This window comes from Stenotrophomonas maltophilia group sp. Smal13 (genome assembly GCF_030236855.1).
GTDB lineage: Bacteria > Pseudomonadota > Gammaproteobacteria > Xanthomonadales > Xanthomonadaceae > Stenotrophomonas > Stenotrophomonas maltophilia_A.
This window is the reverse complement of record NZ_JASJSQ010000025.1, coordinates 1-22,278: the sequence shown is the minus strand read 5'-3', so window position 1 is coordinate 22,278 and position 22,278 is coordinate 1. Positions and strand designations below refer to the sequence as shown.

Genomic DNA, 22,278 nt, shown 5'->3' with positions numbered 1-22,278 from the left:
CACGCGCCTGATCAAGCCCCCTTATCATGGGGCTGTAAGGGCGCTTTACGCCCAGTGACGTACGCAAGGCAGTATCTTGATGTCTATGGAATGGCGCCCCTCGGGCTGGGGCCAGCGTGTGACCCGCTCGCCGGACTGGCGGCTGCGGCTGGATGGCGAGCATGTCGAGCTTCTGATTGAAGGCCGGCAGTACCGCCAACACATCGATGATGACCAGCGTGTGCGGGTTCTTCCGGGCCTGTTCTGGGCCAGGGTTGCGCTGCAGAGCGAGGACGGCGAAACGCTGTCCGTGGACGGCCTGCCCAACGGCCAGGCTTCCCGCCTCGCGGCTGCTGTCCAGCAGGTGCTCTTCGCGCGCACCACACGCGGGCGCAAGGCGCTCTTCGAGGACATCCTGGAGCAGATCCAATCGTGGCTGGCCGAGGCCGACGCCCTCACTGACCGGGGCAGTGCCGGCCGCCGCTGGATCACCCACGAACAGCAGCACATCCTGCTGGCCGAGCGCCCCTCTCTGCCCTTGTCGCCTGCCGAGCTGGAACGGCTGTTCCTTGATGAGGATGTGCACGACGACCTGCACTCCCATAGCCATCGTGCCGCATTGGATGCCCTGCACGACTGGCAGCTGGATTGGCCCGCCGTATGGGGGGACGCCAATGCGACCATGGCGACGCGGGAGCTGGTGCTGGCCAAGGCCTTCCTGGACCGGGTCGAGAGCAAGCCGCTGACCGAGGAACAGGCCCGCGCCGTCATCTGCTTCGACAACCGGGTCCAGGTCGTGGCCGCGGCCGGTTCCGGCAAGACCTCCACCATGGTCGCCAAGGCCGCGTATGCCATTGACCGCGGCTTTGTCGAACCCGAACGCATCGTGATGCTCGCCTTCAACAAGGATGCTGCCAAGGAGCTGGAGGAGCGCGCGCAGCGATCCTTCGATCGGCTCGGCATGGGCGACACCGTGGTTGAGTCGCGGACCTTCCACGCCCTGGGCCTGGCCATCATCGCCAAAGCCACCGGGCGCAAGCCCGATATCCCGGAATGGGCCACTGACGCCACATTGGGCTTCAACAAGCTGGCCGAACTGGTGGATGACCTGAAGGACCGCTCGACCCACTTCCGCACCCAATGGGACATGTTCCGCCTGGTGTTCGGGCGCGACCTGCCGCCATTCGGTGCGGAAATGGAGGCCGACGGCTACGACCGCGATGGCACGCCCTACATCCGCGCCCTGCAGGGTGAGCGGGTGAAGAGCCTGGAAGAGTGCGTCATCGCCGACTGGCTCTTCTACAACGGCGTGACGTACGACTACGAGCGGCGCTACGAATTCGATACGGCCACCGACACCCATCGCCAGTATCGCCCCGACTTCTATTACCCGGATGCCGGGCTGTATCACGAACACTTTGCGCTGGATGGCGATGGCCAGCCGCCGGCGCACTTCGCCCATTACGCCGAAGGTATGCACTGGAAGCGCCAGCAGCACGCGGCACGCGGCACCGCCCTTGTCGAGACCACCTCGTTCGGTCTTCGCAGTGGACATGCCCTGCAGGATCTTGCGGAGAGGCTTGACGGGTCCGGTGTCGAACTCGACCCCAACCCCGACCGCGAGCTACCCGAACAGGGCGCAAAGCCCATGCCGGACGCGGACCTGATCGGGCTGATGCGCACGTTCATTGCCCACGCAAAGAGCAACTGCCTGACGCTGGATGACATGGCCGAGCGCCTGCGGCAGATGCCCGAAGATCAGTTCAAGGAACGGCATCGGCGCTTCCTGGAGATTGCCAGCCCTGTTTTCCAGGCTTGGGACAACGCACTGGCTGACGAGCACGGCATCGATTTCGAAGACATGCTCAACATGGCGGCCGGACTGCTGGAACAGGGCCGCTATGAATCGCCCTACGAACTGGTGATGGCCGACGAGTTCCAGGACGCCTCGCGTGCCCGCGCCCGGCTCTGCCGCGCCTTGGTCAGTAAACCAGGGCGCTACCTGTTTGCGGTGGGCGATGACTGGCAGTCGATCAATCGCTTCGCCGGCGCCGACGTTTCAGTGATGACCGGATTCCGCGAATGGATGGGGCAAGGCCAGGTGCTGAAACTGGAGCAGACATTCCGCTGCCCGCAGGCGCTCTGCGATGCGTCCAGCCGCTTCATCAGCCGGAATCCAGCGCAGATTGCCAAGACGGTTCGGTCTGCTGCACCGGCGCTGGGCCCGGTGCTGCAGGCCTTCCAGATGACCCGGCGCGAGGAAATGCAGGATGGTGTTCGCCAGTACCTCGCCAGACTGCATCAGCAGTTGTTGTCCGGGGCCTTGCCGCAGGGACGCAACGGACGCGTGACGGTGTTTATCCTGGGGCGCTACCGCGCGGATCGCAGCACAGTACCTTCAGACTGGAAGACTGCGTTCGGCAGCACGATGGACGTCGAGTTCCTGACCGCACATCGATCGAAGGGACGCGAGGCGGATTATGTGATTCTGTCCGGGATGGTGAATCGCGGCTTCCCTAGCCTGCGGTCGGATGATCCTGTGCTTTCCCTGGCGATGCCGGATGGGGATACCTATCCGCTGAGCGAAGAGCGGCGGTTGTTCTATGTGGCGCTGACGCGTGCGCGACGGTCGGTTGCGATGTTCACACTGCAGGGGAAGCGTTCGCCGTTCCTCGATGAGCTGGTGAAGGATGGGGCAGTGGAAGTGACGAGCCTGTCTGGCGTCGCCATCAACGAGGAACGCTGCCCGGTGTGCAAGGTGGGCGTGTTTGTGGAGCGGAATGGACCGCACGGGGCCTTCCGGTCGTGCTCCAGCTATCCGTTGTGCCACAACAAGCCGAAGGGTGGGCATCGGGGATGAATGCATCCCGCTACCTCCACGTATGCCCGCCTGCATCAGCGCACACAGGCACCGTCTCGGTTTCGCCCCCGGCATGGTGCGCGCCATGGCGTTTCCGGGAACGAAAAAGCCCCGGCAAGACCGAGGCTTTTGTCTGGAGGGTGGCAAGGTTGCAGGGTATCGAAAGGCCCCCACACGTCCCCGCCGCGCCCTGCTACGGAATAATGCAGCCGTTCAGACGCAAGCATTGCATATAGTTCCGGGTACAGATACTCAGATCTGTACCTGACGCCTCGCATGCAATGTATTGGACCTCGCAGACGGAACAAGGGCCGGGCGCTTTCGCCGTGGCGCTGCTGATTCCAAAGGTCAACGCACAGGCCGCAACAGCAACAGAAAGCTTGAATCCAATCTTCATGCCATGACTCCGTTGGTCGCCCTCCTTGGGCATCCGAAGCCTAGCGCGGGTGGATGGCACATTCAAATTGCCTGGCACCAGCGTCAACGTCAGCGTTTGTGCACCTGGAACGATTACCGTCCTTGAATGAAGCAATTCCCTGTTGGCAGAGGAATGCACCGGTTTATTCGTTTACCTGACCCTCGTGACCGGATGGTTGGCCAGCGAGGGGCATGGATGAAAAAAGCCCCTGTTTCCAGGGGCTCTTTGAAACAACTGGCGGAGAGAGTGGGACTTCCTTGAGAAGTGCCCTCACCCCTTGGACGGCTTGGGTTTCACGAATCTGGGAGGTGCCCTTGAATGTGCCCGCGATGAGCATACCCCTTGCGGTGCAACGGATCCAGCCGTTTTTGCCGCCCTTGGGATCGCCAATCTCGATCTTCTCCAAACCGGCGCGATCAGGGCAGATGACCCGTTCGCCCCCACTCTCCGCCGAAAAGGGAAGCAATCCGGTGGACCGCTTCCTCATGTGTGCCTCAGGGCAATTGGGGCCATGGGACAGGACGCCTCAGCAAACGGTTCTGGACGGAGTCCTTTCAACGGCGGCCTTACGCCATAGCTCCATGGCCGGCTCACCGTCGCCCACGACACACTGCAAAGCACGGATTCGCACGCCCAGTCCGGCGCCAGCTCGGAATCGACGCTCCAGGCCCAACGGGGTGCTTTCGGTGCGTCAGACACTGACTCGGCCTTGGCAATCACTGTTTGCAGCGATCGGCGGGGGGCAGATCCGCCACGAATGGCTACCAGGCACTCGCTGCGCATCTCGACGTGGGGCATGTCCTTGAAGCTCTTCCAAGCCCCGCCCCACCTCAATCCCGCCTGCTGGGCGAGCTCACCGAAGCGTTGGTAGCCCTGCCGCACCTGCTCGTCCTTCAGGTCCCAAGAAGGGCGCCCGCGCTTGTAGATGACCATGTCCGCGGCCCAACCGTGGTTGTGGCAGCTGCTGCCTGGCCCCACCTGGGTCACGCCCTTTTGGCTGGCGAGCAGCTCGGCCTGGCGCTGTTTAGAACGGTAGCCCTCCATCAGCCGCAGGTCGTAGCCCTCGTCCTTCATCTGCAAGGCGATGCGTTCCAGCGCTGAGCGAAGCTCGGGCTGGACACCGTCCCACTGCGGGGCGTCTTTGTGGCGGTGGAACAGGCGTTTGAAAAACCCAGGCTTCTTCCCGTGGACCTCAACGGAATCGGTGGCTGCCGCGTGCGCGTGGACCAAGACGGGTGCGCTGGCCAGTGCGAGCGCGAGCAACAAGCGTTGAAACATGAGTAGGCCTCCTTACTCACATGAGCGATACACCCATGCAAGCGGAGAATCGAAAACGCGCAAGGGGGCTTGCGGAATTTTTTCCCTGTCGTAGAAGAACAGGGGTGGGGAAAAGTCGGCCCCACCGCTTCCTGGCGCAACGGCCCCTCCTGCCGTTGCGCCGGGAAGTTTCGTTGGGGGGGGGGCTTGCGCATTCCAGGATCTGATCTATTCGTGAGTGCACACGCTCACTCATTTCAGACCCAGGAGGCCACCCCATGAAACGCTCCCTCATCCACTGCGCTTTGCTGGCAGGCCTTGTTGCTGGCACGGCGCAAGCCCAGGTTCAAGTGGGCAACGGTGCCGTTGCCACCAAACCCGAGACCACTGCGGTAGGCGACCGCGCCCAATCGTTGACCGTTGGGGCCACGACCATCGGGGCGGACGCCCTCGCCGACGGCGGGATAATGGTGGATGAAAATGGCGTTCCGGGTGAGTGCCTGGGGGCCACTGCGGTGGGCAATCGCGCCACCGCTCGCGGATGCCATACAACCGCTCTGGGGTTCTCGAGCGAAGCGCAGGGCTCAAATGCGCTCGCCATTGGCTCTCGCGCACAGGCATTTGCGGTTTACGCCGTCGCCGTCGGAGCCCAAGCCCAAGCCACCGGCGATTCCGCGGTGGCCATTGGCGGGCACAGCCTGGCCAGCGGGATCACCGGTGTGGCCATCGGCTCTAGTGCCCGCGCGCTCGGGGATGGCGGGACCGCTGTAGGCTCAACCGCAAGAGCCGATGGAAACGGCGCGGCGGCTTTCGGGGCCGGGGCGAATGCTCAAGGCGATCGCAACCTCGCGTTGGGCGCCGCATCCCAGACCGAGGGCGAAGGTGCATCCGCCGTGGGGCCCGGTGCCAACGCAACCGCCGACTTTGCCGGCGCCTACGGTTACAGCGCTGGCGTTGCCGGCGAGGCCGGCACCGCCGTGGGTCCATGGGCACAGGCGTTTGCGCCCTACTCTGCCGCCTTCGGCGCGTCTGCCACGGCCAACGCCACAGAAAGTGTGGCATTGGGGCCCCGTGCCGTGGCCAACGCATGGGGATGCGTGGCCGTGGGCGCCAACACCACGTGCGATGAAGAAGACACTGCAGCCTTTGGCAACCGCCGCTTGACCCAAGTTGCCTTGGGCAAAGCGGACGACGACGCCGTGGCCGTCAGCCAACTGCGGACCGCCGTGGAAACCTTGGGCGCTGGCGCCTCCATGGTGAACGGCTTGATCGTGGCGCCGAACTACCAGCTGAGCAGCGGTAACAACTACACCACCGTGGCCGGTGCCATCTACGATCTCGATGGGCGCGTTCACCAGCTGGAACAAAACCCTGGCGGCGGTGGTGGCACCCCCGGTCCACAGGGCCCCACCGGTCCGCAAGGCCCAGCAGGCAAGGACGGTAAGGACGGAGGAAGCAGCACCACGGTGGCCGGGGCCAACATCGAGGTCACTGACAACGGGGACGGCACCCAAACCGTTGGCTTGAAAGACAACGTTGGACTGTCCGAAAAGGGCTCGGTCCAGGTGGCCAAGGCCATCCACAACAGCGACGGCTTCACTGTCCAGGGCGGTCCATCGGTCACCAGATCCGGGATCAACGCCGGCAACCAGCGGGTAACCGGGGTGGCAGCGGGGGCGATCGCCGCAGGGTCCTCGGACGCGATCAACGGTGGCCAATTGTGGGATTACCAGCGGCAGCAAGACGACCGCTGGAACCTGACGGACCGCCGTTTCCGCCAGCTCGACAAGCGGGTGAGCGGTATCTGCGCCATGGCCCAAGCCAACGCCCAGATGGCCACCTCGACGTCGGCCATCCATGGGGAGAACCGCAACCGCTTGGCCGTAGGCGTAGGTGGCTGCAGCGGCCAAGCCGCCATTTCCATCGGCTACACCCGCGACGTGACCACCCCACGCGGATCCCCATCGGCCTTCTCGATCGGGGTTTCCCGCAGCGCGCAGGACACGGCCGTGGGCGCAGCCTGGGCCATCGGTTGGTAACGAATATCAGCAGCGAAAAGGAGGTGATCGTGTCTCGGCAAGGGCCCTTCGGGGCCCTTGTTCGTGGCGTCAATTTATTGAAATTGTATCTATATACAATAACTTACGATTTACCAAGGCATTGGAAGCTGGTAGCATCTGCACCGCTAAGCAGTGTAGGAGCCGGACTGACAATCCCGCCTGCAGTGATTACCGCTGTCGTAGCACTACTCACGCCAATGCTTGCCATTGCCCTAGAAGCCGTCAGGGAATGGTTGACCAACCACGACGCAAAGGAAGATGACACATGCAGCACTAACAATTACAGGAACACTTCAATGAATAAAGAAACAACTAACAGCAACACGCTCGCAACACGCTTCAAGAAACACCCGCTTTGCAGAGCCCTTGGCGTGGGCTTCAAGGTGATTTACGACACGACAATTGCTGTAGGAGCAAGCGCGCTCCTTACATTACACAGGTCAACGCGCGGTGAGCCATGCTCCCCGTTGACCGATATGAAAAGCCCGGGCCCAGCCCGGGCTTTTTCTTTGGAACGCTGCTGCTATCCGCAGCGCCTCCGCTCCGGAAGAGCCGAAACCGCCCAAACCTAGCCCCGTCCTTTCTCCGTTGCCACGAACGCACCATCGGAATGAAGGAGCGCGAACGTGTTCCCCTGGACGTGCTCTGGCCAAACCTGTCCCGGCAGGCCCACGAACTCCAGCGGGAGGTTCGCCTCTTGGTCTGGCTCGAACCCAGCGAACGGGTCAAAGCTCTGCGGCTGCCAGTCCTCGAACTGAAAGTCCCTGTTCCAGACCATTGCAAAGGCCAGCGGATAGGCCTTCAGGACATAGATCGCCGAACTGCCTTTCCCGCCCAAGATGCCCAGCCCGAAGTCGCGAAGAACCGTTCGACCACTGTAGGGATACACCCAGTAGTGAAGCCGAACCTGGCGTAGAAGATCTGACCGGTCATCGAACAGGTGCTGGCTGTGGCGTTCGTCGTAGCGATTCAAGCCCACCGATGACAAGTGGCCCAGAACTCCCCTTGCCACAAGCTGCGGCTGGATGCGGATGCTCTGGTTGTAGGTGACCTTGCTTCGATCACGCAAGATCTCCGTCACCTGCCGGCTCATCGATACAAGTGCCTTGTCGTATCGAGAAAGCACCGAGCCGTTGCAGGTCCTGCAGATGCTCCTGAAGCAAACACCATTGGGCATCTTGTGGGACCGCGGCTTCTTCTCTCCACTGATTGCGTCGGCGACGCTGGACACCCTCAGAGCGATGCCTTGAGCCCACGCCTTGGGTGGCACGTGGTTTTCGGTCAGGTCGGTTTCCTGCCCGCATATGTTGCAACGCCCCTTGGAAGGTCCAACCGGGAACTTAAAGGTCACTCGCCCGCCCCATGCTCGCCATGAACTGCGAAGAGATTACACGCAAGCGACGTGTGGCCTCTCACGTCCTTCGCAGCAGGCTTGCCAACTTCAAATTCTGATCTATTCGTGAGTGGGTCGTTTTACTCACGGAGAGACCATGACCCACCGCCACAACCTGGGACGCAGCGAGAAGTATCACGCCCTGCCCCGCACCCTTTACGCCCTGCTGTTCGACGACGGGGGCTGTTACATCGGCCAAAGCTCAAACCCCCAGCAGCGGGAGAAGCAGCACCGCTCCCCCAAAGGCGGCTGGCACCGTCCCTTCCGGTTCCATGCGCTGGAGGTGGTGACAGCCACCCGGGCGGAAACCGAGGCGTATGAGCAGGCGTGGCGGGTGAAGGCCTCCCGGGAGGGATGGCGCATCTACGCCAAGCCACCGGGGATCGTGGTCAACCCCCACCGGCGGGCCACGGCCCACGTGCGCGGGTTGGCCCACCAACGGCGGTGGCAGCTGGGAACACCGGTCAAAGCGCCTTCCGAACGCGTGGGGTGGTGGCCGTGGGTAGTGGTGGTGATCAGCGTATTGACACTGGCCCGATGCGTCACCGGGTAAGCCTCATCTCGCGCCGTTCCGCGTTTGTGATTGGCACCTGGGTTTGCGGTTTCAATCCTGCCAACAGCTCTTCCACGTCCTGGACCAGGTTGCGCACCGGAGCAGCCTGGGTCTCGGACAAGCCGACGCTCAGCGCCATTTCCTTGTGCCGTTCGGTTCCCAGCCGTTCGGCCATGCGCTCCATCATCTCGTCGGTCGTATACATGCGGTAGCTGCCCTTGGTGAGGCGGGTGAACGCCACCAAGGCCGACTGCTGGTCGAGCATGCCCATGTTCGTGGCCAGGTGGTAAACCTCGGATTTCCCCTGCCCCTGCGCCTTGTGAACGGTCATGGCATACCGGTGGGCCAAGGCGTTGTGCTCGCTGGTGTTGAACTTCAAGATGCGCCCGTCCTCTTTCGGGTTCGAAGAGTCGATGCGCACCACCAGGTCGTAGCCACCGGATTTGTCCTTCCGAATGCTCTCAACCGTGCCCTCGGTGCCGTTGATGACGCCCAAGTCGTTGTTGGTCGCCGTGAACATCACACGGTCGCGGCGGGAGAGCGTCAGGTCCTCCCACTGCCCTTTTACGATCGAGCGGAAGGTGAACTCCTCTTTGTCCAGCACGCCTTGCTCCTGGAGCCCCTTTCGGATGCCCGTGGTGAGGGCTTTGACTTCAGAGCGCGTGTGGGCCAGAACCAACTTCTCGTCCATCGGGGTGGGGTCTTTCAGGTAGTCGTCCACCAACGCCTTGATGGCCTGCTTTTCCGTGCCGAAGTCGTCGATGCAATTTCTCTCCTTGAGATTGCGAAGGGTCTGCGCACCCATATCGAGGGTGCCTTGGCGGCTGCGGTGCCCGCGGCGCATGTCCTTGACCTTCCCCTGGTGGTCCCGCTCGTAGAAGCTGTTGGCAGTGATCAGGTCACCGGCGTTCTTCTGCCGGCGGATTTCGGTCAGCTTCGTGTCGCCCAAGGCAATCTTCGCCAGCTCAAAGCCGTTGCCCGCAGCGATGGGCTGAAGCTGGTCACTGTCTCCCTGCATGACAAGCTTGGCACCGACCCCCTGGCAGTAGGTCATGAGCTTCAAGGTGTCATCGGTAGCCACCATGCCGGCTTCATCGAGCACCACCACAACATTCTTCGTCAGAGCAACCTTGCCCTGCCGGAGCTGGGAAAAGAACTTTGCAACCGACATGCAGAGCATGCCGGACTCTTCTTCCAGCTTAGCCGCGGCTTTACCCGACACGGCCAAGCCCATCAACTGCTTTCCTTCGGCTTCGAAGCACTGCTTGTAGACCTCGGCCACGGTGGTCTTGCCGGTCCCGGCCAACCCTGACATAACGCCGACACCTGCCGTTCCATGGGTCAAATGACCAATGGCAGCCTTCTGCTCTTCGGTAAGGGTGAACCCCTTTCGCTTCTCATAGGCGGCGATTTCCCGGTCTACGGTGGAGCGGAACAGCTTCAGGTCCGTCTCGTTCTCCCGCTCCTTCGAACGACGGATGATCTCGGCTTCCCATTCGACCATCCAGGTGGCGCAGAAGCGATCCTCCCGGTGCTTGCGTGCCAAACGAGTGCCACGGTCGTCTTTGTGGAGGTGTTCGGCTTTAACGCGCACCAGGTCGTCCTGTTCGGTGAACTCCTTCACCATTTTGAGGATCTCCTCCGCGTTCTTTTGCCCGGCGAACTCCATCCCCAGCTCCCGGACCAGGTCATGCTCGCAGAACATCGCCTCGTTCTCGTGCATGCGCTGCAAGACCTCGTCAAAGGTATGCGGGTCCAGGTGCTGGCCTTGGGTCTGCTTGAGCGACTGGGTGGTGGGAACCAGGTCTGGCCTTTCTCGGGCAATGTTGGCGAAGGTTTGCTGCCAGTCCTTGACCACCTGCTCGAAGGGCGGTTCTTCCTTCTTTTTGCGGGTGGCCTTGCAGGCCTCGTCGTGGCTGGCGTTGGGGTGTTCTTTGACGTAGTCCAGGATTTCCTGGCGGCGGGTCTTCGTCTGAAGCACCAGCTCACGGTCGATGCCGGCAATCGTGGTGAGAATCTGGCCCGTCTCGCGCCCTATCACGTCCACCTCGCGCTCCCGCTGAATCCCATAGCCCAGCGCTTTCATCGCGCTGTAGAGCTCGGCCTTGTAGAGGTGATCGGCCGCATGGCGGTGGCGGTAGATCTCGATGGCATCAAACGTGCCCCAACGGCCGTCCTCCCCCTTCGAAACACCAAAGACAAGATGGTGGGTGTGCAAATCGCACTGCACGTTCCGGTTGCTTGTGTGATCGGCGGCTGCCCACACCAACCCCTGGGTGTCTATAACGTCTTTCCCCGCTCTTCCGCGCCGGGTCTCTACCTTGCTCTCGATGTAGCGCATCGCCACGGCGCAGGCCTGGCGGTGCGCTTCCAAGATGGCCAGCTTCTCGCGTTCATCCGCAAGGGCAAACGCCACGCTCACGTCCCCGGGGGCGGAAATGGTCAGATCGAACCCCACCCGGTGGCCGCCCTCCCACTTCTCCATCGGCTTGCCGTCGTCGTCCAACCGCACGTTTCCCCAGCGATCCGTCTTGATGCCCAATCGGGCCTCCTTGCCCGCGTTTTTGCACAACGGCCTTCCGGTGGGTGAAAAGCCCTTCCCCAGCTTTTCCATCACCTCGCGGGTGACCGGCTGCCCTTCCAGGCAGAGCTCGGCGGCAAGGCTGCCGCCCCAATTGAGCGTCTGCCTCGGATCAGGACCGCTGCCCGCGTAGTAAGCCACGGCGCTGTCGATGGATAGGCGCTCGGTGGCCAGCATGTAGTCGAACATGTTGCCGTTGCGCTTGTTGTGGCCGCGGGCATCGATGCGGGTGCAATTGATCACAGGGACCTCCTGGAACGTTGATTGAACCAAGGTCCCAGAAAACCACCAATGCGCAAGGGGGGTTTACTTCTCCAGGCGCAGCGTGACCCAACGGCGTTTTATCTCCTCCACGACGGCGGTTACTGGCTCTTCGCCGAAGACTCCCGCGTGCTTGGACTTGGGCACCGAAAGCACCTTGAAACCCAAGCCGATGCTCTGCGCGTTGCTAAGGTAGTAGTTGACCGTGGTCCAGGAGTCCGTGGTCCAACCCTTGGTGCGCTGTTTCGGATGGAGGTGGCCCACCGCATCGTGCGGGATCCAGCACTTGAAGCGATATGCCCCATCGGTGTCCTTCTTGAACTCCGGGTCAGCGGTATGGCGGACCATCTCGGGATGAGTGACGAGGTGATCCGGATGCGGGTCGATGGACATGTCCAGGTCCACTTCCAAGATGTAGTCGTAAACCTTGTCCGTGGTCACCAGCCCGCCGGACAGAACCGCCTCACACGCAGACACCATGTGTTCGTAGCCGGCCTGAGCCATGCGCTGCCGATATTCTGCGGCCACCTCCCGTGGCAAATACCCAAGCATCCTGGGTGGCGCCTGTTGTGTCATGACGGCCACCGCGTTTTGGTCCGCCGTGTTGGTGTTATCGGGATACAGGACGACCAAAGTAAAAATCCGACTGGTGGAGCCCTTTCGATTGTTGGCCACCTCGTCCAGCTCCTCCCGAAAACGCGAGGTCAAGGCTGCCTTCACAGCGTATTTGGCGACTGGCTTCCAAATCGGCACGGTGATCGTTGCCATACTTGCTTCCCTACATGGTGTTCAACGGGAGAATAGCGCGTCGACTTCCTCGGGTGTCATGGTCAACACCCGCTGCACCGCATCGATGCCTTCGGCGGTGGTTGGGAAGGCCGACGCGCCAGCGTTTGAAGGGGACGTTGCCGGCGACGGCCCTTCAGGTCCGGCTGGCTTGGTGGTCCACGCAGCGGCCACCTGCCCCTCGCGAACCGTTGGATGGCTCTTCCCGGGCCATGTCAGCAACAGCACGTCCCCGCCCATCTGCACGATCGCCTCGATGCCCCACTTCTCGGGACCGTAGCGATTGCCTTTGCGGAAACCCAGCCGGTCGGTGAGCTCACCGCTGGAAACCAACGCGCGGCTTTCTTCGTGGACCTGGGCCTTGTTCTCGTGCCCGCGCCACGCGATTTTCCGCTTGCCGAGCTGGCTGGCCAGCTTGTCCCTGGTGGCTCCCATCTGCACTTGGCACACCACGTGGGTGCCCACCAGGGACGAGAGGGCCTGCGCGGTCTTGTCCCCGTAGACCAGCTCAACCTGGGAGTGATCCTGGACCGCCATGATGGCCACCACGCCTTTGCTGCGCCCCAACGCCAGCAAGGGATCGATGTTCAAGCGCCCGGCGCTGGTCAGCTCGTCGAACACGAAGTAGAGCCCACGCCCGCCCTCGTCGTCCGGCAAGCCCGGCCCAATGAGATCCGGGACGGCCACGTTGATCATGGCGGCGATGTAGGCCTTCGTCAGGGTTGGGTCCGGTCCGGATTGAACAATGACCTGCTTGCGCCCGTTGTAGTCGTCCCGTATCCACTCGGTCATCGAGAAACGGCGCTTGCCAACCTTGGGCCATGCGGTGGCCAGATCGTCGATAAGGCGGGTGAAGCCCCCCAGGGAAGACAGCACGCTGGACGTGGTTTGGCTCTCCGGGTCACGCACCAGTGCGGCACCGCGGGGGTAATGCGGGCGCATGCCTGCGGCCATCTCCGCGGCCGGGCGGCGCACCAAGGCCGCCAGATCGGGCCATTCCCACTCGCCAGGCCGGGTGTTTTGGAGCTCGCGCACGCACCCAATCAACAAGTCCTGGGCGGCCATGCTCCAAAATTTGGCGTTCCCGTCGCCCTCTGGGATGAGAGAGGCGGCGAACGCCGCCGCTTGGGTCGGGGTCCGCACGTCGGCGGCGACGTCCCACACGTGGGAGCGCGCATCGAAGGGCGACACGATGATGGGCCTTTTGAAAATCGACGTGAAATCACCCTTGATGTCGTAAAGGAACAGCTTTGCGTCCCTCTTTCGCGTCAGTTGTTCCAGGATGTGCTTGAGGATGACGCTCTTGCCCGACCCCACCGAGCCGGTGATCAGGACGTGGCGCGCCCAATGCTTTTTAGACAGCAACAGATCGGGGTGGAGGGACAGGGCGAAGGGATCCGCCTCGGCGTCTTTAGGGGTTACCGAGCGGTGCCGGGCTTCGTCCACGGCCTCCTTTCCTTCCAACAACCGCGGTCCGGACAGGTGCCAGGTGTTGCTCACCGGCTCGGTCGCCTTGAGGAACACCCGCAGACCGAGGCCCGCCGCCAGCAGAAGCGACACCCCGATCCGGGACCACGTCGCCACTGGGTGATGGTAGGACACCAGTTCGATGAACTCCCGTGCCGGGGCGCGAGCCGAGATGCCGACGGTCAGGAAGTGGTAGGCGGTCACCAGACCGCCTTTCAAAGCATCGGCGAAGCGGATGAGCGAGCCATCGGGATTCGGGATGAGCCAGGCAACGCCCATGCTCCCCACGTAGGCCAAGCCAAAAACGAATGCACCGGCAAGAACGGCGCGGTGCCAGTATCGGACCGGCTGGGAAGGCGCAACGCTGCCGGGCACGTCGCCCAGCGCGTCAAAGGGCTTGGGTTTGCTCATGTCGGTGCATGCGCGTTGGGGTCCGCCCCCGCCACCCTGGCTGCTCAGGATTGGCGCCGTGGGCCATCAGGTGGAGGCAGGCCCGGGCGTGCTTGTGGAGGGCGGCAAGGTGGAGCGGCGCCCACCCGTGGGCGTTGAGGGCCGCCACGTCGGCGCCGGCTTCGACCAGAGGCGTGACCAGCGAGAAGTGACCAAACCGGGCCGCATGATGCAGTGGTGTGTTGCCGCTGGCATCGGGCAGCCGGGCGTCTGCGCCCATGCCGATGCAGGCCAGCAGTGCTGCTTCGTGGCCCGCCCGGGACGCCCCCACGAGCCAGCCCTGCCACGGTGCGTTCTCCCGCAACCGGTTTGCGTCCGACCGCCGAGCCCGCGCCTCCTCTACCGCCATCGCCATGCCTTGGAAGAGCGAGGTGTGCTCAGCCATGGACCCAGCCACCCTCTCTGCCAGGGTGCTGTAAACCATCGGTTCGTTACGGTCTGCCAAGCGCCTCTCGTAAGCACGCACCAGGTCCCGGGTGGAGGCCCGTGAGGGTGCGTCCAACCCCAGCCGATGCAAGCCCCAACGCAGGTCCACTTGCGGTGCCCCATCGTGCTCCCGCTGGCGCACCTGCCAAACCAGATCGCCCAATCGACCCTCGACAGGGGCAACGCTCAGGGCGTGGGCACGCGCCAACACTTGCGAATCGTGAAGGCCTTTGGACGCGCCGGCTTCGCGCGCGAGCGCGCCCGCCAAGGCCTCCGCTCGTTGGAGGCCCAGGGGACGCAAGAGGCGCAACAGAGATTCTTGGATGTCCATCTCCATTGTTGTAAAGCCGAATCCGCGACCGTCAAGAGAACGTGTTAGCTGTTGAGGCGAGTAGCCACCGCAACACTGAAATGCCGAAGAATCTCTGTGTCATGCCAGAGCTTCTGCCCTGGGCTACTGCTGTCCAGTTCCTGAAGCACACCGTCCAAGCTCCTTCCAGCCAGAACCTGGGAATCCACATACCCGCCGACCAAGGCGAAAGAACTCAAATGCTCGGGAGCAACGTCGGGAAAACGGTGGAAGTTGGTGTTGTTGATATTCATCGGGTCCTCCTGCAGTGGTAAGCCGATGTGCCTCATCGGAAAGGTCCAGCTCGATCGCTGGTGAATTAGTGGGCTAACGGGTTAAACGCTGTCGGGCGGGCCAAAGACGACCCAACCCAACATGTAGAAAATCAGCGCGGGATAGAACCAGAGATCAAACCCCTCCCAGTCAAACCGGCGCCAACGCTTCCTGCACCGCGCGCGCAGCTTGAGCCAGCGCCGCCTGCTCACCGGAAGGAACTCTGGACCACCACCCCGATGGTCACAAAGCCCACCGCCGCTATGGCCATTACCTTGAGCAGAACCGGAACGGCCGGAGGGTAGGCGAGGACAGCCGTTGCGAAGGCCGCGATCAGCAGGAACAAGCCGGTCAGCAGTGGGACCGCGTTCTCGAAAGCGAAGTCTTTGAGGGCATTGAACAACGTGGACATGGTGGCTCTCCCTGGGTTTTGTATGAGTAGGTCTACCTACTCGTTACTTAACCAGTAAAGCACCATAAAACTGGACGTCAAGACGCAAAAATGCCCGATTCTGCGAAGAACCGGGCAGATCTGAACATCGGTAAAGATTACTGTCGGAAGACGTTCGGCTGGGCCTGCTTTTGGTGCTTCTCCCAATCGTAATTTGCAGCGTAGTCCTTCATGAAAGCCGCCTCCTTCAACGAACTGCGGGCGTAATCGGCGTATCCCAGGCGCCCAGGTCCGTTCTCCATCCGCTGCTCACGGGTCAACATGGGAGGACTCTCCTCCCGCTGGGCCCCGCGTTGCTGCCGCCACTGCGCAACGGTCGCATGAACCACCTGCTCGCGCTTGTCGTCCGGCTTTGCATCACGAACGGCTTTGTCGGCCTCCTGGATCTTTGCCTGGAGCGCAGCGATCTGATCGGGCGAGGCCTTCTCTGCCCAATCCAGAACACGCTGTCGGCGTTGCTCGATGGCGGCTTGGTCTTGGGCCACGTTCTGCTCGAAGTCTGCCCGCGCCGCGCTGTCCTTCTGGGGCGGTGGGCGATCGCCCAGAAGCCGCTCGTTGCGCTGCGCCTGGAGTGCTCGCAGCTCGGTCATTTCTTCGATGGGTTGGGAGAGGGTGTTGCTCATGTTTGTTTCCTCCGCTGGGGTGAATAGGCTCATCGTTGATCAATCCGCAGGTTTGGCAAGGGGGCAAACCCCCTCGCCTATCCGCATCAATCCGCGTCGGGCAGCAGCTCCGCCAGGTCGAAGCGCTTGATGCCGGCACGGCTCAGCGCCACGATGGCGTGACCGCGGGGCTCAAGAAGAGCGGAGTATTCTTCCTGCAGGAAGAGCGGCTGCACCTCGCGCTTGCCCCCGGTGGGCATGTCGATGTCGCGCGCGATCTCGTCTTGGCCCAGCGTGTCCTCCGATCCAATCCGCCAGCGGCGACCCGTCACGGCGTCGATGCGCGAAGCCGTCAACCGCCCCGCCCCTTCCATGCGCATCTTGTCGTAGGCGGACGCGTATGCATGATCTGGGTCGTTGAGCACAGAGTGGCGCCAGTTGTTCATACCGCCTTGGTAGTCGATGCCCCGGGTGCGCTGCTTGAAGGTGGTCAATGTGGCCTGCCCGAACCGCTTTTCCAGGTATTCGTGGGTGTTGTGCGAGCACTTTAGCGCGATCACCGACTGCATCGTGTTGGCCATCAGCTCCGCCTCGTTGACCGACCCAAAGGCGTTGACCAAGCTCTCAAACCCTTGCGTTGCAAGCACGGGCATCAACCCCAGCGAGCGCGAAACGGAGAACAGGTTGATGTCATCGGCCGTCAACAGCAGGTGGGCCTCGTCCATCATCAACATCACTTCAATTTGCCCAGGCAACACTTCGCGCCACTTGTCGCCGAATGCACCACGCGCTTTGATTCCATTCATGACTCGCTGTTTGAGCAGGCGCATCATCATTTCACCCGCTTCACCGAATTGGGTCGGGGGCAAGAAGAGGCCTACCATGGCTCCGTAGAGCGCATCGGACACGTCCACCTCGCCCTTCTCGATCGAGTGCCATGGCATGTCCGTTCTGCTGTCACGCAGCTTTTCGCCTCGCAAGAGCTTCTCCAGCAGCCCTCGTGAGTTGAGCGTGAACGATTGCCTCTGTTCCGGATGCATCGCGGGAATCTCAAGGAACGCCCATTCCAGCGAGCTCTGCAGCTGAGACATGGGACGGAAGAGATCCGGGTGGATGGTCTGCGGAGCGCTCTCTTGACGAAGGCGGTGCTGTTGCAGGTAGGCCGCGTAGGCCAGCCGCCCTTCTTCGTCATGGCTCGTGTCCGCCTCTTCCAAGCCCAAGTATTTCACCACCTCCATCAGCTTTGCATTGGCACGAGGCGCGGGGCTGGCGGGAATCACGCGTTCCACAATGGACAACAACTTGGCGTGGTGGAATGGCGTGTATTGCCATTGTCTGTCGTCGCTCACAGGGATTCGATGGATGGCGATCTGCTCGGCGATGCGCTCGAGCAATGCCTCAGTCTCGGCCACGTCCTCGTCCAGCTTGCGCTGTTTGACCAGCTCAAACTCCGCGTCCAACTGTGCACGCTCCAGCCCTTCCAGCTTGGCCGAACACCAAGACCTGTAAGCCATCTCGTGATCCACGAGCGCACGAAGGATGATGCCGGTGTGGTAGAGAAACGCGTCACCGCCGTCCGTCCAAAGCTTGGATTTCTCGTCCACTCGCCCACCGGCTGCACCGCGCAATGCCCGGACGACCTGATCGGGCGCCAACCCCTCGTATGGCGCCACCCGCATCCCGGGTTTGACGACGATATCGAACAAACCTTCCAAGTCCGAGATGATCGCCCCGTCTTTGCCGTCGGCGATGAGCGCGCCACCGCCGGCAAGCTTCTGCTGCTTCAAGCGCTCCCTTGCATCTGCGTGGCCTGGCGCCACACATGCCATCGCCAAAGCGGCTCTACGGAACCGACGAGCGATGGGTCTGAGCGCGGCGAAGGATTTGCCAGATCCGATGGCTCCGAACACGAGCAGGCCCTGCTGACAATCCCTCCACGAGAACATCATCACGGTGCCCAGGTCGGGCGAGTAGCCATAGCCCTTGTCGGAAAGGTGTCCCGTGGCGCGCCCAATGGTGATCAGCGGGGTCTTGTCCCGCAGTGCCGCCTCAGCTTGCTGTTCACGCGCCTTGACGTGCGCGTTGATCAGCGCCCCCTGGGTGGCCAGGTTGTTGTCGTTGTTCTGCAGGTAAAGCCGGGCGGCGTTTTGGACAAAGTTGCCTTCGGCGTATTGCATCGCATACATGCATGCCAGCACGTAAGGCGCCGCCTCGCCCAAGCCAAACGGCAGGACCTTGGCGACCACCAGTGTGGCAAAGATGAGCCCCACCCACTTCATCGCTTGAATGAAGCGCGCGGCTGTCCCGCCAATGACGCCCCGGTGCGGGTGCGAGGCCGCCGCCACAAAGCAAACCACAAACAGGATGCCGACCAAGCCAAAGGCCCACCACAGGTAGGTCTTGGCCATCTGGGCATACACAGCCATGCCGCCGGCTTGCATTGCCACCTCGGTGCCGCCCTTGCTGCCGCCGACCATGAACTGAAGCGCCATCGGAACCCATTGCAGCAGCACCAGGGCTTTCAGGGCCTCCTTCATGCCCTCGCCTTGCTTGAGGGCGATGAAGTATGGAATGGTCAGCAGCAGCGCGGCCCAGCCTGCCCAGCCGATGAGGCTCACTAGGAAGGTCGCCAGAACGCCGATCACGGGGAAGGCGAGATACATCAAGGGAGTGGCCAGGCTGTCGCCGCCCTGCCCCATGTCGTTGCCCTGCAAGAAGCCCTCGGCACGCCGTCCAAGCTTCGTCGTGATGATCCGCGATTGGGTGTCGCGCAAATCTTCCGAAACCTTCGGCCACCACTCCTGGAATTCGTCCTCACTGCGTCCGTCGGGCACCTTGAACCCCTGGGCGTTCTCGTCCCAGACGGCGCCGCACTCCAGCGCGAAATCCCGGTCAGCCTCTGGCACATCGAGCTCTCGACTGCGAACGCGATCGGTCACGTCAAAGCGCCCCACCAGGTTTTCATACTCCTCGGCGGATCTGACGATGATTTCTTCCTTCACGTTCCAAGGCTCGCCGCTCTTCCGGCGGAACTTGCGCCCCAGGCCGCTCGTCCAGTCAAGCACGTTGAACAAACTGATTGCTGCCATCTCTGTCTCCCTCCCCTGTCAATTCAACGAAGCCAATGCGCCAAGACGGCAAGCACCAAGCAAAGCGGCGCGCACGCCAGAAAGCCCGCTTTGGCCACCCAGCGCTCTGCGACCTGCTCAACCTTGCTCGCGTAGAGCCGATCCTTGGTCCATGCGTCATACGCGGCGTCGTCTCTGACCGGAGGCCTGCGATCGGCGCGCAAGTAGTAGAAAGTGCGGCGGACGCCTTCGCTCAGGTGGCCCATGCCAAACGATTCAGGGCTGCCGAGGAACAAGCGCCCGTGCACGTTCAGCCACTTTGAGCCGAAATGAAGTTTTCCGGGCTCCCGGTATTGCGTGAACAGCCACTTGAACATGCTTCCCCCTTATTCGTGAGTAGGTCACTTCTTTCTAGATCGAATCCGCGGATGCGCAAGGGGGATCAGTCGATCCCCGACTTCTTCGCCCAAGCGTCTAGGTCTGCATTGGCTTTTTGCTGCCAGTCGTTCCGCGGTTCGGCGGCGGGTGCGGGGGGCTTCCTCGGCAATGGGGCGGTTGCACGTTTCGGCGAAGGCATTGGCTGGGGCGCAATTGGCGCTGTCGTCGATACCGGGGGAGCGGCGACAGGTGCGGGTTTCTCGATCGTGGCTTCTGGCTTGGCCTGTTCTGAAAGCACTGCTGGAGCAGGCGCAACCACGGGGACTTCCACCACCTCGGGCAACTGCTCGGGAGCGGCTGGAGTGGCAACCGGTGCCATGGGAGCCGGTGTGCTTGGAGGCACTTGGTTGTTCTTCCCAAGCAAGAAGTAGATCGCCCCCACGACCAATGCCACCGCCACCACACCGGTCAAGACCCAAGGCAAACGAGAGCGGGGGCTGGGTTGGATTGGAGTTACTGGCTGCTCTGGTGACGCGGCCTCCGGGGGCCGGTTGGACCCTTCAGGCCCCGCGGAAACGGACAGGACTTCCACCGCGTCCTGCTGAGACAGCTTGACCAAGGCTGCCGTATCTTCATTGCTCAACGCCTTGGCGTCCACCGAAGGGCCACCCAATCCATCTGCAACCTGTGCGCCGGGCTCTCCAAATTCATCAACCAGCTCCCAAACGGTGCACATTCCCTTATCACCCGCTCCTACGAGAACCGGTGCAGCTGCATCGGACGTCAGTTGCCTAACCAACATTTCCTCCTCCAAGGTGAGCGGAGCGTCTTGAGGCTTCTCTTCGACAGCACGATGTTCCTGGGCTTCCCGGGCGCGCTTCGCGTCCAGCTGTGCCTTGGCTTCCTTTGCCTTCTCTGCAGCGGCAGCAACGCCCTTCTGGGTCAACTCGGCAGTGCGCTTGCTGATCACTCCAGCCCAGTGACTGGCCGCTTTCAGGTTTTCTTTCATGCCGTCGGAAACCAGCCGCTCTTCTTGCGTGGGCGATGCGGTCGGGGTTGCGTTGGCACGCTTCAGCAATTCTTCGCGCTTGCGCTTCAGGATTCTCTGGTTCTTTTCTTCTGGGGTCATGTGGGCTCCTCGGAAGGGGGAAGGAAGCCCGAGCATCGAGCGACACCCGGGCACTGAGATCACCGGACGTCAGGCACCGGGGTAACGACGATCACGGGCTCACCGCTGCCGCAGCGGTCGTCCACCGTGACCTTGGACAGCGCGCCACGCTTGGCCAGCTCAACGATGGGCACTTGGCAGGCGGCCTTGTCGGCTCCTTGGAACACCACCGTCAACCCGTTGCTGGACTTGTTCAACAGACCTGCGAACTTGTCGAGGAAGGCCCGGGTGTCGCTGTTCAACCGCTTCATGTCGGTGGGGTTGTAGTTCAAGCGCAACGAATCCAGGACGGCTTCCTGCTTGCCCTCCACGGTTTCGGTCTTGGTGACCACTTCGGCCTTCATGCCAGCCGCACGGGCAGCGTCGGCGGCCTGCTCGGCGTGTTCCCGCTGCTGCTTCACGTAGGACGCGGAAGCACCCACTGCAGCACCCGCGGCGCAAGCGCCCAAGGCCTTGTCTTTCTTGCCCGTGAGCAAGGCGATGGCTCCGCCGGCCACGCAACCGATGCCTCCGGCCTTGAACAGGCGCCTCTTATCGGCCTTGGGCTTGCCATCGTCCTCTGCGGCATGGACCGCATCAGCGGCGGCCTGGGCGGAAACGTGAAGCGGCATGAACGCCGCCAGGCAGAGAGTGAGAGAAAGGGAAAAACGTTTCATGGGTTGGATCTCCTGCTGTGGGGGAAAGTTAGGTGCGTGGAGCAGTCATGGGACCGGCTGCGGGCACCTTGGCCGCACCAGAACCTTTGGGAGAGGGTTGCGAGAGGGCCGCCGTCACCACCTTGCGAAGCGCTTCTTCGTAGCGCTGGATGGCGCTGTCCTGTTCCGCCTTCGTTTCGTCTCGCAGCCGCCGCAGGTCTTCCTGGAGCGCACTCCGGAACAACGCGTTCTCTTCCCGCAACTCGTCGATGAGCTGTTCCAAGTGAGCGTTAGAGTTCTCCAGCACACTCGCCACAGACATGGAAGTGTTGTGTCGCTCCAGCGCCTCTCGCACGTAGGCGCTAAACCCACTGCCCGATTCACGGGCAAGCCGCTGAGCAAGTTTCAGTTGCCCACGGTCGAGGTTTACGTTTTGACGAACCAACGCCATTGGTCGAGTAACTCCGTTTCTGGACTACTCCACCGATACCGCGAATCTCGGAGTTGGCAAGGCCCCACGTCAGGAGCCTGAAAAACATGGGCCAAACGAGCTAACAAGCACTGACACTGTCTCCATTCAGTGGTGACAGGGTCAGGCCTTGATTGCATTGAGGTTCCGGCAGATGTGAGGCCGATTTTTGGGCGAAAAGCGCACTCCCACTTCAGTGCGTCATGTGTATGACGACTCTGGGGAACCGTCCGGGCTCCTGCTTCTCTGCCCCTGCCGACACTGCTTCCACCCACGTTGGGCTCTTGCAGTTGCTTTTCGGCGGCCCCTTGCGTGTTGCCCCAACTGCGCTATTGGTGGTCTACGCCCCCTCGCCCCCACATGACCACCGCCCACGCCATGCCCACGTAACGCT

18 protein-coding genes are annotated in these 22,278 nt (G+C 62.3%); 3 read left to right on the top strand and 15 right to left on the bottom strand.

All coding sequences use genetic code 11. The features are described 5' to 3' along the window. Nucleotides 1–85: 85 nt before the first annotated feature. Nucleotides 86–2,839: a UvrD-helicase domain-containing protein gene (locus QRO95_RS10735; RefSeq protein ID WP_285302537.1), complete on the top strand. Its 2,754-nt coding sequence runs from the start codon at nt 86–88 to the stop codon at nt 2,837–2,839. Nucleotides 2,840–3,399: 560 nt separating this feature from the next. Here the strand turns inward: QRO95_RS10735 and QRO95_RS10730 are convergent. Together QRO95_RS10730 and QRO95_RS10725 are read right to left on the bottom strand one after the other, a co-directional pair. Beyond that, nucleotides 3,400–3,744, bottom strand: a complete 345-nt coding sequence (locus QRO95_RS10730; RefSeq protein WP_285302522.1) for a hypothetical protein — start codon at nt 3,742–3,744, stop codon at nt 3,400–3,402. Further along, entirely contained in the window at nt 3,741–4,535 is a 795-nt protein-coding gene (locus QRO95_RS10725; protein WP_061478910.1) for a M15 family metallopeptidase, read from the bottom strand. The genes QRO95_RS10730 and QRO95_RS10725 overlap by 4 nt, the downstream gene beginning before the upstream one ends. 257 nt (nt 4,536–4,792) lie before the next feature. Between QRO95_RS10725 and QRO95_RS10720 the strand changes: the two genes are divergently transcribed. Further along, nucleotides 4,793–6,553 (top strand): adhesin, encoded by a 1,761-nt coding sequence (locus QRO95_RS10720; protein ID WP_285302521.1) that lies wholly within the window; start codon nt 4,793–4,795, stop codon nt 6,551–6,553. Nucleotides 6,554–7,142: 589 nt separating this feature from the next. Here QRO95_RS10720 and QRO95_RS10715 read toward each other — a convergent pair. Continuing rightward, a complete protein-coding gene (locus tag QRO95_RS10715) occupies nt 7,143–7,925 on the bottom strand; it encodes a hypothetical protein (RefSeq protein WP_125893882.1) in 783 nt (260 codons plus the stop codon). Between the two features lie 139 nt (nt 7,926–8,064). On the opposite strand from QRO95_RS10715, the gene QRO95_RS10710 reads away from it, so the two are divergent. Then, on the top strand, nt 8,065–8,520 hold the full coding sequence (locus tag QRO95_RS10710; RefSeq protein WP_012480680.1) for a GIY-YIG nuclease family protein: 456 nt from the start codon (nt 8,065–8,067) through the stop codon (nt 8,518–8,520). Here QRO95_RS10710 and mobF read toward each other — a convergent pair. The 12 genes from mobF to QRO95_RS10650 form a co-directional block, all read right to left on the bottom strand. Beyond that, nucleotides 8,510–11,344 (bottom strand): MobF family relaxase, encoded by a 2,835-nt coding sequence (gene mobF, locus QRO95_RS10705; protein WP_285302520.1) that lies wholly within the window; start codon nt 11,342–11,344, stop codon nt 8,510–8,512. The genes QRO95_RS10710 and mobF overlap by 11 nt on opposite strands. A 63-nt stretch (nt 11,345–11,407) precedes the next feature. Continuing rightward, nucleotides 11,408–12,130 carry an HIRAN domain-containing protein gene (locus QRO95_RS10700; RefSeq protein WP_012480682.1) on the bottom strand — a complete coding sequence of 241 codons (723 nt, stop codon included), beginning with the start codon at nt 12,128–12,130 and terminating at the stop codon, nt 11,408–11,410. A gap of 21 nt (nt 12,131–12,151) precedes the next feature. Continuing rightward, entirely contained in the window at nt 12,152–14,026 is a 1,875-nt protein-coding gene (locus tag QRO95_RS10695; protein ID WP_061478913.1) for a helicase HerA-like domain-containing protein, read from the bottom strand. Continuing rightward, a complete protein-coding gene (locus tag QRO95_RS10690) occupies nt 14,004–14,450 on the bottom strand; it encodes an ankyrin repeat domain-containing protein (RefSeq protein ID WP_230548553.1) in 447 nt (148 codons plus the stop codon). Before QRO95_RS10690 ends, QRO95_RS10695 begins: the two co-directional genes overlap by 23 nt. A gap of 416 nt (nt 14,451–14,866) precedes the next feature. Continuing rightward, nucleotides 14,867–15,094 (bottom strand): hypothetical protein, encoded by a 228-nt coding sequence (locus tag QRO95_RS10685; RefSeq protein ID WP_099475959.1) that lies wholly within the window; start codon nt 15,092–15,094, stop codon nt 14,867–14,869. A 227-nt stretch (nt 15,095–15,321) separates the two neighbouring features. After that, complete coding sequence (locus QRO95_RS10680; protein WP_012480686.1) at nt 15,322–15,525, bottom strand: hypothetical protein; 204 nt, start codon at nt 15,523–15,525, stop codon at nt 15,322–15,324. Nucleotides 15,526–15,662: 137 nt separating this feature from the next. Continuing rightward, nucleotides 15,663–16,187 carry a hypothetical protein gene (locus QRO95_RS10675; RefSeq protein ID WP_061478969.1) on the bottom strand — a complete coding sequence of 175 codons (525 nt, stop codon included), beginning with the start codon at nt 16,185–16,187 and terminating at the stop codon, nt 15,663–15,665. Nucleotides 16,188–16,273: 86 nt separating this feature from the next. Continuing rightward, nucleotides 16,274–19,255, bottom strand: coding sequence for a TraM recognition domain-containing protein (locus QRO95_RS10670; protein WP_012480688.1), 2,982 nt, complete (start codon nt 19,253–19,255; stop codon nt 16,274–16,276). 23 nt (nt 19,256–19,278) lie between these two features. Then, complete coding sequence (locus tag QRO95_RS10665; protein WP_061478914.1) at nt 19,279–19,611, bottom strand: hypothetical protein; 333 nt, start codon at nt 19,609–19,611, stop codon at nt 19,279–19,281. Nucleotides 19,612–19,676: 65 nt separating this feature from the next. Beyond that, nucleotides 19,677–20,741 carry a hypothetical protein gene (locus tag QRO95_RS10660; protein ID WP_232503858.1) on the bottom strand — a complete coding sequence of 355 codons (1,065 nt, stop codon included), beginning with the start codon at nt 20,739–20,741 and terminating at the stop codon, nt 19,677–19,679. A gap of 59 nt (nt 20,742–20,800) precedes the next feature. Further along, on the bottom strand, nt 20,801–21,436 hold the full coding sequence (locus QRO95_RS10655; protein WP_012480691.1) for a hypothetical protein: 636 nt from the start codon (nt 21,434–21,436) through the stop codon (nt 20,801–20,803). A gap of 28 nt (nt 21,437–21,464) precedes the next feature. After that, nucleotides 21,465–21,866 (bottom strand): hypothetical protein, encoded by a 402-nt coding sequence (locus QRO95_RS10650; RefSeq protein WP_012480692.1) that lies wholly within the window; start codon nt 21,864–21,866, stop codon nt 21,465–21,467. Between the last annotated feature and the right edge of the window lie 412 nt (nt 21,867–22,278).

Bases quoted from the DNA above. Each gene is read 5' to 3' on its own strand.
- QRO95_RS10725 (WP_061478910.1), bottom strand. From the start codon at position 4,535: ATGTTTCAACGCTTGTTGCTCGCGCTCGCACTGGCCAGCGCACCCGTC.
- QRO95_RS10695 (WP_061478913.1), bottom strand. From the start codon at position 14,026: ATGAGCAAACCCAAGCCCTTTGACGCGCTGGGCGACGTGCCCGGCAGC.
- QRO95_RS10660 (WP_232503858.1), bottom strand. From the start codon at position 20,741: ATGACCCCAGAAGAAAAGAACCAGAGAATCCTGAAGCGCAAGCGCGAA.
- QRO95_RS10720 (WP_285302521.1), top strand. From the start codon at position 4,793: ATGAAACGCTCCCTCATCCACTGCGCTTTGCTGGCAGGCCTTGTTGCT.
- QRO95_RS10680 (WP_012480686.1), bottom strand. From the start codon at position 15,525: ATGTCCACGTTGTTCAATGCCCTCAAAGACTTCGCTTTCGAGAACGCG.
- QRO95_RS10675 (WP_061478969.1), bottom strand. From the start codon at position 16,187: ATGAGCAACACCCTCTCCCAACCCATCGAAGAAATGACCGAGCTGCGA.
- QRO95_RS10710 (WP_012480680.1), top strand. From the start codon at position 8,065: ATGACCCACCGCCACAACCTGGGACGCAGCGAGAAGTATCACGCCCTG.
- QRO95_RS10655 (WP_012480691.1), bottom strand. From the start codon at position 21,436: ATGAAACGTTTTTCCCTTTCTCTCACTCTCTGCCTGGCGGCGTTCATG.
- QRO95_RS10735 (WP_285302537.1), top strand. From the start codon at position 86: ATGGAATGGCGCCCCTCGGGCTGGGGCCAGCGTGTGACCCGCTCGCCG.
- QRO95_RS10665 (WP_061478914.1), bottom strand. From the start codon at position 19,611: ATGTTCAAGTGGCTGTTCACGCAATACCGGGAGCCCGGAAAACTTCAT.
- QRO95_RS10690 (WP_230548553.1), bottom strand. From the start codon at position 14,450: ATGGCTGAGCACACCTCGCTCTTCCAAGGCATGGCGATGGCGGTAGAG.
- QRO95_RS10685 (WP_099475959.1), bottom strand. From the start codon at position 15,094: ATGAATATCAACAACACCAACTTCCACCGTTTTCCCGACGTTGCTCCC.
- QRO95_RS10650 (WP_012480692.1), bottom strand. From the start codon at position 21,866: ATGGCGTTGGTTCGTCAAAACGTAAACCTCGACCGTGGGCAACTGAAA.
- QRO95_RS10700 (WP_012480682.1), bottom strand. From the start codon at position 12,130: ATGGCAACGATCACCGTGCCGATTTGGAAGCCAGTCGCCAAATACGCT.
- QRO95_RS10730 (WP_285302522.1), bottom strand. From the start codon at position 3,744: ATGAGGAAGCGGTCCACCGGATTGCTTCCCTTTTCGGCGGAGAGTGGG.
- QRO95_RS10670 (WP_012480688.1), bottom strand. From the start codon at position 19,255: ATGGCAGCAATCAGTTTGTTCAACGTGCTTGACTGGACGAGCGGCCTG.